Source organism: Flavobacterium sp. CG_9.1 (assembly GCF_015751645.1).
Classification (GTDB): domain Bacteria; phylum Bacteroidota; class Bacteroidia; order Flavobacteriales; family Flavobacteriaceae; genus Flavobacterium; species Flavobacterium xanthum.
In genome coordinates this window covers 1-18097 of sequence record NZ_JADOVC010000036.1, presented here as the reverse complement: position 1 = coordinate 18097, position 18097 = coordinate 1, and the positions used below count along the sequence as shown (strand labels likewise).

Genomic DNA, 18097 nt, shown 5'->3' with positions numbered 1-18097 from the left:
TTATCACTTCTTAATTACTAAATGCCTCAATTGAAAATCATTTAATAGTCTTTCTTTTTCAGAATAAATAATGTCCTTGATGTCCTGTTTTATTTGCAAGTAGTTGCGTTGTACCATTGCGTTATCGACTTTCCGAATAACGGGGATATCTTTATAATCATCCTGTTCGCTTTTCAATGCTTTATGGTCATTTACAATTTCACAGTGAAATGTTTTGAGTTCAATTTTACAATCGGGATCATCGGCTACCATACCTACAAATTCACCGGAACTAAGTCCGGAAATTTTGGAAGGAGGAACTGCGGATTCCAACTGTTTTGAGCGGCTAATTGAGGTATCTCCACTATTAATAGAAAGACTTTCTCTATCCTGCATAATCTTTCCGAAACGCTCTGATAATTGCTTGGCTGTATCACCTGTAACCTGTCCGCTGACGATATTTCCGGTAATGTTCATAATCACATCGGCTTGCTCTCGTCCATAATCTTTTCGTAGCTGACTGAAGTCCTGAATACCCAAACAAGTAGCTACTTTATTACTTCTCGCAGTAGCAATCAAACTATCCATATTGTTCAAATATATAGTTGGAAATTCATCGAATATCAGGCTGCTTTTCTGTTTGCCTTTTTGGTTGACCAACTTTACCAATCTGCTTACATAAAGTGATAATACAGCACCGTAAATTTGTATTTTCTGTGGATTATTCCCCATACATACAATTTTTGGTTCCTCTGGATTATTGATGTCCAATGTGAAATCATTACCGGATAAAACATAATACAATTGCGGAGAAGAAAGCCTCGCCATTGCGATTTTTGCCGAAGCGATTTGACCTTCCAATTGGTCCATTACATTATTGAGGTAGGCATTTACAAAAGGATTGATGAGTACCTCAATTTCTTTTTCAGTTCTAAGCAAGGTAAACAAGCTATCATAGTCTGCCTGCATGAGTTCTATAACATGGGGAAGCGTACAAAATTCGCCTTCTTTGTATTTTCTTAAATACCATATTATGGCTGAGAGAAAATTAATCGGTGATTCTACAAAAAAATCTCCCTGACGTTTGATCCATTCCCGATTTAATCCTAACAGAATGGTGCGTGCAGACTCAGAGGCATCAGTAATATCACTCATGGCTGAAGGCTCCAATGGATTGCATCGGTGTGTTCGGGTCAGGTCGTCAAAATTAATAACATAAAATTGTGGTGGTTTAGGATAAAGATGTTTGTATTTAAGCCAGGTATTATAGGCGATTTTGGAAAGATCATCGAACTTAAAATCATAAATAAACATAGTAAAACCTTTGCGTATGTGCTGGGTAATAACATGACGTATAACGAAATATGACTTACCAGAACCTGGGGTCCCCAGAACCATCAGAGCACAAAAGGGATTGATGATGTTTATCCAACTGTTTCGTACCTTATCTTTTAAATGATATCTAGCAGGAAGGTTGATGGAATATTCATTCTCTAAAAGCCTTTCTTCTTGAGGAAAGGTCTCATTTTCGGTATTAAAAATATCCGTTTGATTGAGCTTGTTTTTTATAATACGCGAGAGCAAAGTACCTCCGGAAAGCACCAAAAGAAACCCAATTGACGTAATGCTCATATAAGCAATCGCTGCCTGTACTATTTCTATTTTCAGATATAATGAAAGATAGCTTATGAAGTAAATTAGGATGCCAGTAATTATATAAGCAAAAGCTGTTTTGTCATTCAGTTTTTCATCTTTACGTCCTTTAGCACCTATTAGGGAAATCATCAAAAATCCCAATGCAAAGAGTTTGGATTTATGAAAATTACTGAACAATCCTGTATTGTGAATATTGCCCATAATTTTATCACTGAACCCGCTAACAAGATGCCACTCCCGAAAGGCAGCGTAGCAGTAATAATAAAAATGGATCACCAAAACAATGATGCTGATTAGTCTGGTCATGTCGAGTATCTTCCTCAATGCCTGTTCGTTTTCTCCTGTCTGCATAGCCATAATTTCAAATTTTATTGATTATTAGACTGTCCTCTTCTTTTTTTCTTTTTGCCTTTGAGTTGATGCGGAACGTAATTAGCAGCCTGTTCGGATTGCGTAAGCATATCCAATAATTGCCCCATTACTAAATCGGACCCAACTGATTTATTACTCTGAAAATCATCACCAAACGAAATTGTATTAATTTTAGAATGAGTCGTTTTCGATGTAATTCCCTGTGATTTTTCACTATCTGAACTTCCCATTTTTTGTTCCACTGGGCTAATTGATTCACAACGTTCCTGAATTGCTTTAGCGCTGTATTGTTTACCCAGCTTACTACCATTAAAAACACATTTTGTGGTATGGTCTACATAAGTAATCCCATAAAGTAATCCTTCTGCATTTTTTCTAAAAACAGTATTAATTCCATCTTTTTCCAGTAGTTGCACCATTTCCGTAAGTGATATTTTCGTTCTTAAAAATGCCATATCAATGGCGTTTTTTACCCTTCTCATATCGGAAATTTGGCCAGTGGTATTGGATGCAAATTTTCCTTCTAAAAATTTCAGGGTTGGCTTGTTGTAAAAGAGACTGGCCTTGATGGGTACACCGATAAGTTTGCCATTTTCATCCAGTATCCGGTACATTAATCCCTTTGTCTTAAACATCCTTGAATTTTCATTGCCTCTGTGTGCCAAAACATTGTATTGTTGTAACACAGCATTCAGCTCCGGAAGGCTGGTATATTTATACGATGAAAGCACCTGGGCCAATACATTTGCAATAGCTTTTTTGGATTCGTTTCGTCCATAGCGAACCTTTCCTGAGATGATAGGTTGGAGTTCAAAATCTTGATTATTTATGCGTCCTTGCGCTTTAACAAGTCCAAAAAGTTCTTCGATTTCTTTTCGCGCTGGTTCAGATCGGTTTCGACCGATATTTTGCATGTCGATCCGCTTGCCATCCCGCTCTACATTTATGGAGACCAGATGGAGATGCGGATGCCCGGAATCGTGATGCTGGTATACCAGATAGGGTTGTTCTCCAAAACCTATTTTCTCCATATAAGTATCCGCAATAGCCATTAATTTTTCTTTGGAATGATTTTCCGAACAATGAAAATTCAATGAGATGTGCACACTGTTTCGCTTTACATTTTCATTTAATTCCAGCTGTTTTAAAAAACGGTTCAGTTTTATAGTATCGGTCATTTTATCCATATCAATCGGATAATTTCCGGCACCGATGTACTCTGCTACGCCCTCTTTTACTTTGTTTTCATTGTAATAGAAAACCTTGTGAATAGAGTGTCCTGTTTTTATGATAGCAACCATTTTTCCGAGATTTTTTGGATGTATATTTTGATTTCTTCAATCTTGTCCAAAAGGATTTTTTTATCCAATTCAGAGCTTATAATCCATACTTTAAATTCCGGAATTTGATCAAGGGTATGTAGTTTTTTTACCGCCTGATTAAAGTTGTTTCCAATGGCATTTAATTGCTTATACAGCAGCATCATTTCACGGGTCATATCATCTAAAGACTGATTCCTGTAAGTGGTATTTATCGGTTTGTTAAATAGGCGTTTACGAATGTAATCGCTCAGCTTACGGCAAGTACTTACTTTCCATTTTCGCTCAATTTTCGCATACTCTTCAGGCGTAAATCGTAACCCGACAATGCGTGTTCTGTTTGAATTTTCTCTTTCCATCATCTCTCATTTTACTCATTAATTCAAATTGTTTTTTATTGGTATTCTTGAATTCGCTACATTTCATTTCATTGTTATCAAACTCTTTTTATCCTTTCTGCGTCACTGCTAACGAGTCCCGAGTATAGAGCAGCAAGAATCTGTTGTTAAACAACAGGACATCTTGCCGATTGCAGGAACGTTGCAATCTTTCAGCTACTTTAAATGTTTTTTAGACATTTTAGTATTTCTAAAATATTCAAAACCCAAATTCCCCACTTATAGCTCTTTTTATAATATGTGATATATTAATATTGGTATTTCAGCCATTCATAGAAACTATCAATTCGGTCATTAAAATCTCGATGACTTATATAAAGGGTATTTTATCATCACTTTCAGTAGTCAAGGAAAGTGCACACTGCCTATAATTTAAAAACCATTATAACTGGATAATTATAAAGCCGAATTTACTCCCCAATTTTCCATAAGAGGACGTGCTCTTTCCAAGCAATAAACCAACTTTAAAACAACAAAATCCTGACTGTTTTCAGGAAGGTTTTTGGCTGTTCATTTTAAAGGGTAACGGTTGTCATTAAATGCTTAAATAAAATCATCTTTTCAGAACTTTTTTATCTACCCTGAACTTCCCTTTGATAAACCACTTCTTTTGAAATATGTTATCAAATTTTATACTCTTGAAAATCGTTTTTAAAACCATTTTTAATTGACACATTTTATATAAAATTCAAAGCACATTTCTGTAATTCTGTTTATCTAAAATCCTATCGTACATTTTAATGTTCAGCATTTAAATCAGATACAAAATTAAGTAAGTGGTATGGATTCTACCTATCATAGGTAAATTTTACCTATCAAAATTCATAAACGACTTTATACCTTTATAGAATAAATTATTAATTAAAAACATGAAGATTATGACAACAAATGATGTGGCCAAGGTTTTTGATACTGTACTTAGTATCCCTGGAATGAATGACGTAGTGAAGATTGATTTGAAAATTTCACGAAAAAATGTGCTGTTATTAAACCATGTCATTGAACGTGGATTAGCTGCTAAAGACGATAATAAACCATCGATTCTCATGACAAGTGTTCCAGAAGAAAATCTTCAGGAATTAAAACTCTTTGGGGATGAATGTTTACACAAGGCCGGACTTATAGAACTCAGTGAAAAATTAAAGACATTGAGCGAAACAGGGAAGTAATAACAAATTATAAAAGGAGAAAATTGCTGGGTGCCAAATAAACAATATTTGTTTATTTGGCACCTTTTTTATTGGTCAATTTTAGTTCAGCGATGCTTTTCTAAAAACTTTAACTAAAACAGCGGATTTTGACAAATCCATGCCGGATTTCGGTAACAATCTATCAAATAGACTGTTGTAATTTTGTTTTAGCTTCAATTTCAAATAATTAAATCATAAATAAAATGCTTTTTTTCATTTAATGGAATTGGAATACGATACTAAATTTTATTGCCTCAAATGCAGTAATAAAAATGGATAATAGTGTATAAAAATTATAATTACAGAAGTTCCCCAAACTAAAAATCAGACAAATGAACCAGATTAAAAACATAAGGAATACGTTGATGATTACAATTTGCTATCTAACGGCATTACTTTTTATTTATGCTGCTACAAGTAAAGGACTTGATTATGAAAATTTCATCATTCAATTGGGTCAATCACCATTACTTAGTGCATTTGCACGCTGGGTCTCCGTGACAGTACCATTGGCTGAAATAGTTTTAGCTCTTGGACTGTTTATCCCAAGACTAAGATTCGTTTCATTATTAGGTTCCTTTACACTTATGGTAATGTTTACGGTCTACATCTACATTATCCTTAATTACAGTGCTTTCGTTCCATGCTCATGCGGTGGTGTACTTGAAAAAATGTCATGGAACCAGCACCTTATTTTTAACCTCATATTTGTTGTGCTTATAGGAATAGCGATAATTTTTGTACCGATACAAAACACAAAAACAATTACAAATAAAAACCAATCATGAAAATTAAGAGCAAGATAGTATTGATGTTTTTTTGCACAATTGCTGGCACAGCTATAGTGGTATTACTTTTTAATAGGTCTGAAAGTATCATCCATTATGCAAATACATTTATTCGAAGATTTCCACAACATGTGGCGCAGGAAAAATATAAGGCAGATTTGGGATACAACTCTTATTATTTTGCAGGGAGCAGTAATGGAAAAATTTATTTAGGAAACAGCACCGCTCCTTTACAAGTAATGGAGTTGGATACAGCTTTAACAAACCGAAAAACCTATAAGATAATTCCAAATAACAAAAAACTGCCCTTCCATACCCCTATGGTTAAAGTATTTGAGAATAACTTTTACCTATTTGAGGGAAATGTTCCTTATATATTTAAGGGAAATATTCATGACTGGAATGCAAAATTAGTTGTAAGCACCGGAAAATATTTTTCACATCTGGAGCCAATTGATCAAGACAACGTTGCGGTCCGCTTTATTGATCAGAAAACAGGAAAAAGTATCCTTGGTACAACGAGTCTCAACCATCGTTTAGAGAATTATTCCGAAGAACTTCTCCAAACACAAATTGATGGAATTTTTGATGTAGATGGATCATTGCATTTCGACAACAATAATAATCGCATTGTATATGTTTACCGTTACCGTAATCAGTATATAGTTGTTCATAAAAATCTCAAATTGGACTACAGGGGCAATACCATCGACACCATAAGCAAAGTACAAATTAAAGTAGCTGAAGTGAAAAGCAGGAACATCAGCACTTTTTCAAATCCTCCATTAATTGTCAACAAAATGAGTGCGGTAAGTGATAATTTACTTTATGTGAATTCTACTATATCCGGGCAATACGAAAGGGATCAACTATGGAAGGAAGCGAGCATCATTGATGTTTATGATTTAAGGGACCATTCCTATAAATCAAGCTTTCCGATTTACAAGATTGGAAAATCTAGTATGAACAGTTTTATTGTAGTGAATAGAAAACTGTATGCCATAATCGATGATAAAATGGTTTGCTACATATTATTGAACCATTTAACAACTAGGGCAACACTAAAAAATGACAATTAATATTGAAAATATACTGCGCAGTATCAGGACTACGATCGAAAACCTGTAACAGAGTAGATCATAAACTTTAATACTTTTTATTATGAGAACAAATTTTAAAAAACTGATGATGCCTTTGGCAATTATCATTTTGGGATCGCTTGGAGCATTTGCAACAATGTCAATGGGTACTGTAAAAGCGGCACCGGGCGATCAGCGTGGTTACTTATTTGTGAATGCCCTAAACCCTTGCGTTCAGGATATTATGTGTAGTACCATCGTAAATGACATCTGCAAGACACCATCGTTGCAGACATTAAAGGGCAAAATAAATGAAAGTGATGCCTCTTGTCCACAAACACTTTACAAAAAAATATAATGACCTTCATTATATTTTAAAAGTACGATGCGGTTAATCAATGATTAACCGCATCGTTGTTTAGTATAAATTCTAGTCCGGACTACTCCAGTCTGGTTTGGGACAATCTTTAAGATAATGATTAAACCAACCCATAATTTTCGAACTTAGGTCAGCCTGACGAACCCTATCCAAAATAACATGGCCTTCTTTAGGATACCTCAGCATAACATGATTCTTTTTCAATCTTCTCATGGCCATATAGAAAGTCATGCTTTGCTCTGGATTGACTTGCATGTCAGAATCTCCGGTCCACGACAAAATCGGGGTTGAAAAATCACGGGCAAATGTAATAGCCGAATTTCTCCTATAGCCTTCAGCATCTTCAAAAAGTGTTTTTCCCATTCGAAACTGCTGGTGTTCAAAACGCCATGCATCAGGTGTCATGTAATTCCATCCCATTGAAAGATAAAAACTGCCCATATCGGAAATGCCAGCACCAGCTATAGCAGCCGCAAATAACTTGGTTTGCGAGGTAATGAAAAAAGTTTCATAACCTCCAAAGGACTGTCCAATAAGACCTATTCTTCCAGGATCAATGCAACCTTTTGAAATAACAGCATTGGTGGCAGCAATCACACAATCTGCCGCTGAAACACCCGGATTACCGATGGTATAATTGATATCAGGATGCAGTACAAAGTATCCTTGGCTTGTTAGGTTTGAAGTATTGTACCCCGTTGTATTATACAAGGAGGGAGCAATGTAGGTATGCAGAGAGGCTCCTTGCTTTTCATAAATCCGCACCACCATTGGGTATTTTTTTTCAGGCTGATAGTCGAAAGGATAAAACAAAACCCCTTGTAAAGACTCTCCTGCATTATTTCGATAGGAAATTAACTCAGAATGCCCCCATGGATATTGACTGTCTTGAGGATTGCTTTTAAAAACAACATCATCTTTCCATTTATTGTCATAGGCAACTACAATTTGTGGAGGCAAATCAAAATCTTCCTGCCTATAAATAGCGATATCCTTATTTTTGGCCTTTTTAAGTCTGCTTAGTTTCTTATCCGTAAAAGTCTTTATGTTTAACTTTCCATTTGGAGATAAAACGGCATAACCACTCTTGTCGTTGTTCTCGCTCTGGACTTCCAATATAATAGCACTGGCAGAATCAATCTCTTTCCCTGTTTCTACAAGCCACGACTCGTCTATTGAACTAGCATTGCCAATGTCAGCAACACGAAAAATAATTCCCTCTTCCCTCCCACTACTAAGTCGTTTACCACCTTTACCGTCTAACGAAAAGGACCAGAGGTCAAATTGGTCATACAGCATCAACCTATTGCCATCGGCGGTCCAGCCTGCAAATCCGTAAGGACTTCTTGGTGCGCTATAGTCTGCTTCGTAAGCAAATGATAATACTGCAGGGGTAATTGTAATATGGGTCTTGTCGGCAAAATTATATACTTTCCATTGGTTTTCCCTAAAGTAGGCAACTGATTTTCCATTAGGCGAAAATACCAAAGCAGCATTTTCGAAAGGTACCTGACGTAAAAAAAGGGAGACTTCACCAGTAAGCAGATTGGTAATATAATAGTCTGCTTCAGGCCTTTCCTTGTCACTCGGCAAATAAGGAAATACATCTCTTGTGAAAGCATAGTGCTGATCTCCATTAAGCATATAAATATCCTGCTTTTCTTTACCTGCAATCAGTATCCTACCGCTAAGAGGTTCCCAAACACCCATTTTATTAACACCCTGTCTACCAGATCGCTTTACATGCGGATACAGGTTTGAATCTGATGCATTCCATACCTCAACATCTGATGTACTTTCCTTATTGCTACTTTCCTCTTGATCCTTTAGCGCAAAAAACACCCGCATCCCGTCATCCGAAACAATAAGGGAAGAACTCCTATTACCATTGAAATCAAATCCCTTAAGAAGACTATTTTGCGTTATACTGAAACTGTAACTTTTCTGTCCGTGTACCTTATAGAAAAAAACTTCAGGTCCGGAAGAACTAGTTTTTATCGTTGGCTGCCCTAAGAAGGCTACAGCATTATTGTTTGGCTGCCAAACTGGATTTGAATAGTCATAGTTACCCGATGCTATTGTTTTCTTTTGAACTTTATGATCCAAAAAGGCCAGCAATGTTACTTTCTTATTTCCACCGTCAGTATGGCAATACACCAAAGAGTTGCGATCTGGACTAATCATAAAGGAGCTGACACTTTTTATCGTTTCGATCACCATACAATCTGAATCTAATACCTTTATGGTTGTTGTACCGCCTTCTTCATTGGAAGTAAGTAAAAGAAAACCACCGTTGCCCGCAATCTGATAATTTCCAACACCTTCAATCTTCTTTTCCTTCGCATTCATTAGGTTTGAAATTCCTAGTTTTTTATCAGGAAGCATATAAACAAACGAGTTGTCGTTAAAAAATTGGCCATCATACCCTTTTGCAGCAGCCAAAACCTTTTTGCCTTTCAAATTCCTTACAAACAACGTATCATTCCCTGAATCATAGACAAGTTGATACTGCACCCAATTGCCATTATCAGAGATACCCTCCCGGATCATTTGGCTCCACTTACCATAGTCATCCTGTGTCAATAGCTTTACTTTCTTGACCTGCCCGAAAATCGGACAGGCAGAAAGAAAACAAATTAAACTAATAAAGATGAAATTTTTAATGTTATAGATCGACACCATCAGTATCCTGAATTTTGAGGTTCCAAATTCGGGTTCAAACTTATTTCCGTTTCCGGAATTGGAAACAAGACGTCATTGGTATCCCAGCCGGGCTTTACAGCCGAAAGTACCGGATTAATCACTCCAAATCGTTTCAGGTCAAAAAAGCGATGACCAAATTCAGTAAACAGTTCTACCCTTCTTTCGCGCAAGATAGCTTGCAGGATTTCCTCCTGCGAAATGGCATTGGTATCAGCAAGTCCTGCAGTACTGCGGATGATATTCAAATCTTCCTTGGCTCCAATCAGGTCACCTGCCCTAGCCCTGGCTTCAGCCCGGATTAGGTAAAGTTCACCAGTTCTGAAAATTATTGAAAATTCCATGGAGGTTGATGTATTTTCCTTCTGTTTGTATTTGTAGGGATGGTACCAAGTCTGGCTTCCGTTTGTCACTGCTTTAGTCCATGCTGCTTTACGAAGGTCTCCCGGCTCGAAACCCGACATCAATCCCATGCTGATAGCCGAAAGCGGAGGTGTTCCGCCAGTAAAAATAAAACTGGCACCTTCATAGGTGTTACCCCCTGCATTTTCAGGATTTAGTTGCCATATAGTAGTGGTACTGCTATTCAGAAAAATTTTCGAAAGACCGTTTTCAAATGCATACAGTTGCGTATTATTCAGCACGGCAGATGCAGCGTTTGACGCTTCATCCAACGATCCCTCGTAAAGCGCTACACGGGAGAGCAAGGCCAGTGCCGTGTATTTATTGGGACGTGTCCGATCTGCAACAGCATAGTTTTCAGGCAACAATAGGATGGCTTTCTCCAAATCAGCTTTTGCTTTGGCATAAACGTCAGCTACAGCAGTTCTTGCAACATTGCTGTTGGTCTTATAATCCGTTGTGATTACATACGGCACTGCTCCATAAACATTAGCAAGATAGAAATGGATAAGGCTTCGCACAAAGAGCGCTTCTCCCTTTAACTGGTCCTTGTCTTCCTGCTGAAGTGTCTTTGAGTGCTCTACTCCTTCTATAATGGCATTCGCAGAATAAATTTGATTATAGCTGCTATCCCACAAGCTTTTTACATCAACATTTGCAGCGGTTAACGAATTATTGTAATACGATAAAGTACCAAGATAGGATTCGCCATAAAAATCGAGCTCATCACTATAGTTGCCCAGTACAACCGAAAGACCGTCGGCAGAACCGGTCAATAATCCAGCTCCTCTTATTTTCGCATAAACTTCTGTCATTGCAGCATTAGCGGTCGACTTTTCTTCAAAGACTCCATTGGCGATAAGCTGGTCACTGGGAAGGTCAACTTCAACAAAGCTGTCACAACTGTTCAGCAACAAGCCAAGCATAAGCACATATAGTGATAAAAAAAGGGGGTTTCTACGGGCATGTATTGGAAGCCCTGAATAAATATTCCTACTATATTTTTTCATTTTCATAAGATTTAAGTTAAAAAGTGATTTGGAGCCCTGCACTAAGAACACGCAGCGGAGGTAGATAGCCTGTTGATTTGAATTCTGGATCGGCACCTGTATATGGGGTAAAAGTCAACAAGTTCTGTCCCTCGACAAATACTTTGCAACGCATATCTTTTATGAATTGGAGAGGAAGGTCATAGGAAAGTGAAATGTTTTTCAACCGTATATAGGACGCATCAGTAATTGCCGCATTACTGCTGGCGTATCGGCTTGCTGCATTAGCCGCCTCACCATTTGCTCCCGTAGTATACATTTGGTGCGAGGCGATGTCCCCCGGCTGTTTCCAACTGTCAAGAACTGTTATCGGTTGTTGCGATAGCATTCCGGCAGGTGCAAAAAAGGCGGTAGCGTTGTAATTCTCTTGCTTCACAAACTGGAATAAAAAATCCAATTGCAGTTTTTTATAACGGAAACTGTTTTGAAAGCCTCCAAAAAATTTAGGGTTAAAATCCTTTACCAGCGTTCGGTCGCCGCTAAAGGTAATTTTTCCATCGCTATCCCTATCCGCAAAAGTATAGAGTCCCGTTGCGGGATCGACTCCAGTAAATTGATACACCTTTTTGATATTTAAGGGTTCTCCAATAGAATAAATGTTTTTGTAGGTCGAAGATTCAAGGTCTGGGAATGCAACCAGCTTGTTGCGCGAAACAGTTATGTTCAGGTTGCTTGTCCAATTGAAATCTTGGGTCTGTATAGTAACAGTTCTCAAAGTCCCTTCAAATCCTTTATTCTCGACCGTAGCAGCCAGATTAGATTGTATCGAGGAGAATCCCGTTGTTCCCGGCAGTGGCATTCCTGCCAGTTGGTTCGAGGAGCGGTTCTTGTAATAACCAGCCGTAATAAAGATGCGGTCGTTTAAGAACCCTGCTTCCACCGCAGCCTCCAATTTTCGGTTGGTTTCCCATCCAAACGCGGGGTTAAAGAGTCTTGCAGGCTCCAGCCCTATGATACCGCCATAGTTATTGCCTGTAGAAGCATAGGTATCTAGGTATTGGTAATCACCTATTTGGTCGCTTCCTGTCACGCCATAACTTGCCCTGATCTTACCAAAGCTTACTATTTTGCTGTCCTTCAACAAATCTTCAAGCGAAAAAAGCCAAGCTCCGCCTACAGCACCAAAACTGGCAAATTGCTTCCCTGGTCCAAATCGGCTGGAGCCGTCACGTCTTCCCGTCAAGTTCACTATATACTTGCTGTTCCAATTAAGGTTTATCCTTCCAAAAAGAGCCGCATAGCGATACTCCTGCTCTTGGCTCAGCAAGATATTTTTTACTGAGGCTGAGGCAAGGTTATAAATAAGACTGTTGCTTGGAAATCCTTGACCAAGGTCATCCCTCATCCTTCCTTTTTGCGCTTGAAAACTGCTTCCTACCAGCACATCCAAATCCATTTTTCCAAACTGTTCCTTGTAATTAAGTTGCGGTTCAATAATCCATGATTTACGGGATAGGGTTCCGACTTTCAAGGCCGAATAAGAAGCTCCCACACCATAGGCAGGATCATATTGTGTAGAGGGCAATGCAGCAGTTTCATTGTTATCCGTAGAGGTATAACCAAAATTCGACTTGATTTCAAAATTTTTAATGATCTGATACGATAATACGGAGTTGGCAATCAGGTCATAGGTTTTTGCCTCATATTCTCCTTCAAGGCTGCTCAACGGATTGATCCAAGTGCTATTTTCCCAGTTCAGGCTCCCGTCTGCTTGGTAGAGTGCAGGCGCATTGGGTGCTAGTGCCAGAGCCGAGGTCATCAGATCGTCACGGGGTTGAAGGTTATGTTGTATCGTATAGCCTACCGTGAAGATCGAACGAAAGCGTTTGTTTTCAGACTCATGGTTTACATTCAGGTTAAAATTGGCTTTCTTGTAATTGAAATCACCCGGAAACACCGTCGTCTGTTTATTAAAGCTTCCGCTGGCAAGATACTGTGTGCCTGCTGAACCTCCCGAAACCGAGGAAGATAGTGTAGTGATTTCACTCGTATTGCCCAGCAGTGTTTCCTGCCAGTCTGTATAGCGGTTCCTGTCCCAAGTGCCGTTCACATCGTAGGCAGTATTAGGTAAAGGACTGATGCCGTCATTTGCAAAGGCTTGTTCACGCATGGCAAGATACTGTGGGGTATTCAGCAAATCCATAAATCGGGTAACACTCCCCACCCCTTTTGAAACATTGGCGGTAAATTGCGTCCTTCCCCCCTTGCCTTTCTTGGTGCTAATCAACACAACACCGTTAGCACCACGAGAACCATATATGGCCGTAGCATCGGCATCCTTCAATACTTCTATGCTCTCAATCTGTTCGGGATTAATGCTGTTCAGCGGGCTGGGTTGTCCGGGCAGTACTGGTGATGCCTGCCCGCTTCCTATCGGATCAGTAGCATAAGGCACTCCGTCAATAATATAAAGCGGGTTATTGCCATTGCTACGTACACTGTTCAGTCCCCGTATTTGGATATCAAATCCCCCTCCGGGTACGCCTGTTGTCTGTGTAATACTCACACCAGCCATTCTGCCCTGCATGGCAGCAAGCACATTCGTTACAGGCTGTTTTTCAATATCCTTTGCCGTGATTTTAGAAATACTCCCCGTGCGTTCGCTTTCTTTTACGGAATAGTAGCCCGCATTGATTTTAACCTCCTGCAGTGCAGTCGCGTCTTCCTGCATTCGAATATTAATTACGGAGCGACCATCAACAGGCATCGTAACGGTCTTAAAGCCTATGTAGGTAAAAATGAGAATGTCATTTGGGGATACTGTTATAGTAAATTTCCCGTCAAAGTCTGAGACTACCGTTTTTTGCTGACCTTTTATAGTAATTGTAACGCCTGGTAAAGGATTAGTACCATCAGTGACTGTACCGCTTATTTGGATCTGCTGCTGTATGGACTGCTTATGCGACAGTGTATTTTTTGCTAGAATAGGGAAACTGAAGAGGTATATGCTAAAAATAAGCAAATACCAAAGTGCTCCCAACCCTTTGTTTAATGAAATAATTTTCATAATATTGGTTTAGTTAAATGAAATGTAAGTTTTGTTTGCTTTGGTCCTCTACTCTAGCTTACCGGCGGGTTAGAGGGCCTTTTTTTATTAGTTTTAAAGGCGAATGTCTTAAAGTCTTTAGGGATGGTGTTTTTTTACTATAACATAAGTATACGAGTTTAGGTGTTAGTTTATGGTAGTTAGGTATGACTAAATTACCTGCACCTTTTATTAACAAATTCAAATTAAATTAACTAGGCGTTTTATTCAAAGGACCTTTCGGTGCAGGAGATTATAGTTATGAATGACTTATATAATCGTAGAAGGTTTTTTAAGTTTTTAGTTCCAGTTTTTAGTTGAGGTTCGGCATAAGTGTTTACTTCCAACTAAGATTTTTTTTTTATTTTGATGAATACACGGTTTGTTTTTCGGTTTAAAAACTCCTTTTGCTCCCCTTTCTGAAACAAACTCTAAAAATTTTAACATAGCATTTGGAATATAGAAATAAAGGCAATACTTTTAAAGTGCGAGTTTAAAGAAGAAAAGCTTAAATCTAAGTGCCAAAAGCATTTTAGGTTTGGGTTGAGATTAGATATATATGGGGGATTATTATTTTATACAATTCCTTTTTTTATATCAAGGTAGAGTTAAACACATCAGGACTAAAATCCTGATGAGGGAAGTGTCTCTGATAAGAGTACTTCTCGGTGTTTCCCTATCCTAACACAATGTTTGTTTCAGTTTTGAGACAACAAAAGGCAGCTTGCTTTTAGCAGATAGTTAAGGTGGTTTGGTGACGGTTGTACATAAAAAAATCGTTCTCATAATTTATAGGTTTATGGTTATGGAACGATGTATTTCGGGTATGAAGGGTACTTGCAGAAAAAAGCAAGGAGCGGTTTCACACTTTAGGACCGTGGGCGACCAAACCCGTCTTTTAAATCTTTCGATTGAAAAGTTACCTCCTAAAGCTAACGTGAGAACCGCTCGCATGCCGTATGCAAAAGTAATAAACTTTTTGACATGGAGCGACTTCACGATACTCTCGAGGTAAAATTGGCCGTTTCGGTTCGAGAAAACATCGTTTTAATTATGCCAAAAAAGGCTAATTGTCAATTCGCTAGAACAAATATAATAATAATATTTAATTATCCAACATGTTGGATATTATATTTTACTTTAAATGGAAAAAACATTTGTATTTCAAACTACTCAATTCGATTTTGAGTTGATAAATCACATTAGAACTTTGAGAAAATCAAAAGGTTTTACTAAGGAAGATTTAAGCCTGGCGATGGGTGTAACAAAAACATTTGTTGGAAATGTTGAATCATTTACTCAACGACACAAATATTCAACGCGTCATATTGCATTATTGGCACAGGCTTTCGGCTATAAAAATATTTCAGACCTGATGAAGTTCCCTACTCCTCAATATGATAAAATTAAAGTAACCGTAAAGCAAACTATGAATGAAAGCGGTACTAAAGCTTTGAGTTCGGAGGTGGTGAAGATTGAGCATTTAAAATAATTATACTATAATTTAAATGTATTTACAGAAAATCGTAAAGAATGATAGAAATGGTTTTGTATAGTAAAATTCCATTTTATTGCACAAAGCAACCTTTAGACGTACTGACGTTGACAATAATACAGTGAATCTATGAAAGAAGAAATAATTGAATACTATAATAATGAATTAACATTCAAGGCGCTTGTGTTGAGACATAGACCTTTTTGGCAAAGGACAATTTTAATAGTTGTTTTACTAAGTATAGATGTCTCATTTATCACTTTTGCAATAACAAATAGTCCCTATTTTCTTGCTTGTGGAATTGCCTTTGCTATGTTGATAGTCCGACTAAGTTTATATTTTAATGCAAGAATTATAAAGAAAATATACCCCGACATATACATTTCTACATTCAAGTGGTCATCTATTAAGTTTAGAAAAATGACAAACGAAAAGTTAAAGACAAGACTAATTCAAATTGGAGTTGAACATAACCAAGTTAAACAGATATCAGAATTAGTAAAGCTGAAAGCTGATAATGAAAGAATTCCATATATTGTTTATGCGACTACTTTAGGTTTGTTGTTTACTCCTATCTGGTATAGCTTTATAGACAAGACCTTCGACACATATAAGAACGATTTGCTATATCTATCATTGGCTTTGGGATTTGCAACATTTATGGTTGTTATTATATCAATTTTGATACCAATGTTTATTGAAATAAGAGACAGTATTTTTACAAGATATAATAGTTTAAATAAACTTGGAGAATTACTGGACGACTTATTTATAGAGTGGGAATGCACTGCTGTCGCCAGTGATAGCTGTCGCGGCGCAACACCTCCAAAGTTTTGTGAATAAGGAATGGTTTGAAATATTTACAGTGATACAAACTTATCCTGAAGTTGTTTATATTAAAGGGTAAATATATGAGCACAAGAAAAACGGTTTTTATAAAGATAGCTGGAAGAATAGACGCAACAAATAGATAATTCGTTTTAAGATAAATAATAAGGAGATACTGTGAGGTACCTTTTTTGCTTATTTGGAAGATTTTTTAAGATATACTTGACCGCAGCTTATTCTAATTTATGTGGTATAAATCTTACTTTGTTTTTATTAATTAATAATGATGATGATGATAAAAAATGATCAGCATTAAAAGATAACTTCTATTGTAGTTCCGTTTCCTGTACTTGAAGTGATTTTTAATTCTCCATTTAATGCTTTGGTCCTTTCTTTAATATTTTTCAATCCAATACCCTGTTTTACCTTTTCGGGATTAAAGCCAATACCGTTATCCCAAATCCGAATTGTTATTTTATCGTATCCGCCCGACGAACCCCATATTTTTTAGATTAACCTAAGGTAGTAGTTTTGTTCTAAACAATTTAGACATGGACAAAAATGAATTTATGTTATCCCGAGTTGAATCTTGGAAACAAAGTGGACTTTCACAACAAGCGTATTGCGATCAAGCAGGTATTAAATTAGGAACCTTTAGCTATTGGATACGAAAAAGCAAAAATGAAGAAACACAAAGCGGAGGTTTTATTGCACTGAAAAAACCAGTTTTCGCTTTAGAAAACAAATACGAAATCGTATACCCCAATGGAGTTTTGCTGCGAGTGGATACGGATAATTTAAGTGAACTTTCGGCTTTAGTAAACCTATATTAGTGTTTAGCCTTAGTAGTTCACATACCTTTTTGCTCTACCCCAAAGTTTGCGATATGCGCAAAAGCTTTAATGGTTTGTGTGGTCTTGTTGCCAATGAATTAGGACGCGTAGCACACAGTGGGGAAGTGTTCATTTTTATCAATCGAAATAATAATCAGATGAAACTTTTACACTGGGAATCCGGTGGCTTTGTTCTTTATTACAAGCGCTTAGAGCAAGGAACTTTTGCTGGTTCAACCAGTACTAAATTGCAAATTAATTGGAGTGATTTGGTGTTGATGATCGAAGGAATTCAGATTATAAAAAGCAATAAAAAAAGAAGATTTTATTTAGAATAAAACAGCTCTAAGCCTTGTTAAATATAGGATTTTGACGTATATTTAGTCTATGGAAATAGACCTAGAAAACGTATCAAAACAGGAGCTTTTTGAGCTTTTAACTAAAGCTCAAAAAAACATTTCTGTGCTGGATAAAACTATTTCTGTTCAAGATAAGACTATCTCCAAACAAGATAAAACTATTTCCAAACAAGATAAAAAACTTGTTAGGCTTGAAAAAAAGGAAGTCGTGTTAGAAGATAAAGCTTCTAAATTAGAACACAAAGC

Annotated in this window: 15 protein-coding genes and 1 pseudogene; 9 read left to right on the top strand and 7 right to left on the bottom strand. The window is 37.3% G+C overall.

What is annotated here, in order from left to right; genetic code table 11:
• Positions 1–3: 3 nt before the first annotated feature.
• The 3 genes from mobC to IWX83_RS15120 are packed head-to-tail and all read right to left on the bottom strand — an operon-like array spanning position 4 to position 3685.
• A complete protein-coding gene (gene mobC, locus IWX83_RS15130) occupies positions 4–1986 on the bottom strand; it encodes a conjugal transfer protein MobC (RefSeq protein ID WP_196830946.1) in 1983 nt (660 codons plus the stop codon).
• A gap of 17 nt (positions 1987–2003) precedes the next feature.
• On the bottom strand, positions 2004–3308 hold the full coding sequence (locus tag IWX83_RS15125) for a relaxase/mobilization nuclease domain-containing protein (RefSeq protein ID WP_196830917.1): 1305 nt from the start codon (positions 3306–3308) through the stop codon (positions 2004–2006).
• The gene (locus IWX83_RS15120) at positions 3293–3685 is read right to left on the bottom strand and encodes a plasmid mobilization relaxosome protein MobC (protein WP_370568439.1); all 393 of its coding nucleotides are present in this window, start codon (positions 3683–3685) and stop codon (positions 3293–3295) included. The genes IWX83_RS15125 and IWX83_RS15120 overlap by 16 nt, the downstream gene beginning before the upstream one ends.
• Before the next feature lie 917 nt (positions 3686–4602).
• On the opposite strand from IWX83_RS15120, the gene IWX83_RS15115 reads away from it, so the two are divergent.
• The 4 genes from IWX83_RS15115 to IWX83_RS15100 all read left to right on the top strand — a co-directional run bounded on the left by IWX83_RS15115 (position 4603) and on the right by IWX83_RS15100 (position 7139).
• The gene (locus tag IWX83_RS15115) at positions 4603–4893 is read left to right on the top strand and encodes a hypothetical protein (protein WP_370568438.1); all 291 of its coding nucleotides are present in this window, start codon (positions 4603–4605) and stop codon (positions 4891–4893) included.
• 353 nt (positions 4894–5246) lie between these two features.
• Positions 5247–5702 (top strand): MauE/DoxX family redox-associated membrane protein, encoded by a 456-nt coding sequence (locus IWX83_RS15110; RefSeq protein WP_196830906.1) that lies wholly within the window; start codon positions 5247–5249, stop codon positions 5700–5702.
• Entirely contained in the window at positions 5699–6781 is a 1083-nt protein-coding gene (locus IWX83_RS15105) for a hypothetical protein (RefSeq protein ID WP_196830904.1), read from the top strand. Before IWX83_RS15110 ends, IWX83_RS15105 begins: the two co-directional genes overlap by 4 nt.
• An 82-nt stretch (positions 6782–6863) precedes the next feature.
• Positions 6864–7139 carry a hypothetical protein gene (locus IWX83_RS15100; RefSeq protein WP_196830903.1) on the top strand — a complete coding sequence of 92 codons (276 nt, stop codon included), beginning with the start codon at positions 6864–6866 and terminating at the stop codon, positions 7137–7139.
• 72 nt (positions 7140–7211) lie between these two features.
• Here the strand turns inward: IWX83_RS15100 and IWX83_RS15095 are convergent, their stop codons facing one another.
• The 3 genes from IWX83_RS15095 to IWX83_RS15085 all read right to left on the bottom strand — a co-directional run bounded on the left by IWX83_RS15095 (position 7212) and on the right by IWX83_RS15085 (position 14318).
• A complete protein-coding gene (locus IWX83_RS15095) occupies positions 7212–9710 on the bottom strand; it encodes a prolyl oligopeptidase family serine peptidase (RefSeq protein ID WP_196830901.1) in 2499 nt (832 codons plus the stop codon).
• 131 nt (positions 9711–9841) lie between these two features.
• Positions 9842–11077: a RagB/SusD family nutrient uptake outer membrane protein gene (locus IWX83_RS15090; RefSeq protein WP_231380059.1), complete on the bottom strand. Its 1236-nt coding sequence runs from the start codon at positions 11075–11077 to the stop codon at positions 9842–9844.
• Positions 11078–11288: 211 nt separating this feature from the next.
• Complete coding sequence (locus IWX83_RS15085; protein ID WP_196830899.1) at positions 11289–14318, bottom strand: SusC/RagA family TonB-linked outer membrane protein; 3030 nt, start codon at positions 14316–14318, stop codon at positions 11289–11291.
• A 1162-nt stretch (positions 14319–15480) separates the two neighbouring features.
• On the opposite strand from IWX83_RS15085, the gene IWX83_RS15080 reads away from it, so the two are divergent.
• The gene (locus IWX83_RS15080) at positions 15481–15828 is read left to right on the top strand and encodes a helix-turn-helix domain-containing protein (RefSeq protein WP_196830892.1); all 348 of its coding nucleotides are present in this window, start codon (positions 15481–15483) and stop codon (positions 15826–15828) included.
• 132 nt (positions 15829–15960) lie between these two features.
• Positions 15961–16674, top strand: coding sequence for a hypothetical protein (locus IWX83_RS15075; RefSeq protein ID WP_196830890.1), 714 nt, complete (start codon positions 15961–15963; stop codon positions 16672–16674).
• A gap of 297 nt (positions 16675–16971) precedes the next feature.
• On the opposite strand, the gene IWX83_RS17500 is transcribed toward IWX83_RS15075, so the two are convergent.
• Positions 16972–17127: an ATP-binding protein gene (locus IWX83_RS17500; RefSeq protein ID WP_370568440.1), complete on the bottom strand. Its 156-nt coding sequence runs from the start codon at positions 17125–17127 to the stop codon at positions 16972–16974.
• A gap of 83 nt (positions 17128–17210) precedes the next feature.
• On the opposite strand from IWX83_RS17500, the gene IWX83_RS15065 reads away from it, so the two are divergent.
• From IWX83_RS15065 to IWX83_RS15055, 3 genes and pseudogenes are all read left to right on the top strand, one after another.
• Positions 17211–17492 (top strand): IS66 family insertion sequence element accessory protein TnpB, encoded by a 282-nt coding sequence (locus IWX83_RS15065; protein ID WP_196830888.1) that lies wholly within the window; start codon positions 17211–17213, stop codon positions 17490–17492.
• Positions 17492–17830 (top strand): IS66 family insertion sequence element accessory protein TnpB, encoded by a 339-nt coding sequence (gene tnpB, locus IWX83_RS15060; RefSeq protein ID WP_326937773.1) that lies wholly within the window; start codon positions 17492–17494, stop codon positions 17828–17830. The genes IWX83_RS15065 and tnpB overlap by 1 nt, the downstream gene beginning before the upstream one ends.
• A 49-nt stretch (positions 17831–17879) precedes the next feature.
• Positions 17880–18097: pseudogene (locus IWX83_RS15055) on the top strand (hypothetical protein); the annotation flags it as partial.

Coding starts and splice junctions, on each gene's coding strand:
- IWX83_RS15100 (WP_196830903.1), top strand. CDS start 6,864: ATGAGAACAAATTTTAAAAAACTGATGATGCCTTTGGCAATTATCATT.
- IWX83_RS15115 (WP_370568438.1), top strand. CDS start 4,603: ATGACAACAAATGATGTGGCCAAGGTTTTTGATACTGTACTTAGTATC.
- IWX83_RS15095 (WP_196830901.1), bottom strand. CDS start 9,710: ATGATCCGGGAGGGTATCTCTGATAATGGCAATTGGGTGCAGTATCAA.
- IWX83_RS15120 (WP_370568439.1), bottom strand. CDS start 3,685: ATGGAAAGAGAAAATTCAAACAGAACACGCATTGTCGGGTTACGATTT.
- IWX83_RS15065 (WP_196830888.1), top strand. CDS start 17,211: ATGGACAAAAATGAATTTATGTTATCCCGAGTTGAATCTTGGAAACAA.
- IWX83_RS15085 (WP_196830899.1), bottom strand. CDS start 14,318: ATGAAAATTATTTCATTAAACAAAGGGTTGGGAGCACTTTGGTATTTG.
- IWX83_RS15075 (WP_196830890.1), top strand. CDS start 15,961: ATGAAAGAAGAAATAATTGAATACTATAATAATGAATTAACATTCAAG.
- IWX83_RS15110 (WP_196830906.1), top strand. CDS start 5,247: ATGAACCAGATTAAAAACATAAGGAATACGTTGATGATTACAATTTGC.
- IWX83_RS15090 (WP_231380059.1), bottom strand. CDS start 11,077: ATGACAGAAGTTTATGCGAAAATAAGAGGAGCTGGATTATTGACCGGT.
- IWX83_RS15105 (WP_196830904.1), top strand. CDS start 5,699: ATGAAAATTAAGAGCAAGATAGTATTGATGTTTTTTTGCACAATTGCT.
- mobC (WP_196830946.1), bottom strand. CDS start 1,986: ATGCAGACAGGAGAAAACGAACAGGCATTGAGGAAGATACTCGACATG.
- IWX83_RS15125 (WP_196830917.1), bottom strand. CDS start 3,308: ATGGTTGCTATCATAAAAACAGGACACTCTATTCACAAGGTTTTCTAT.
- IWX83_RS15080 (WP_196830892.1), top strand. CDS start 15,481: ATGGAAAAAACATTTGTATTTCAAACTACTCAATTCGATTTTGAGTTG.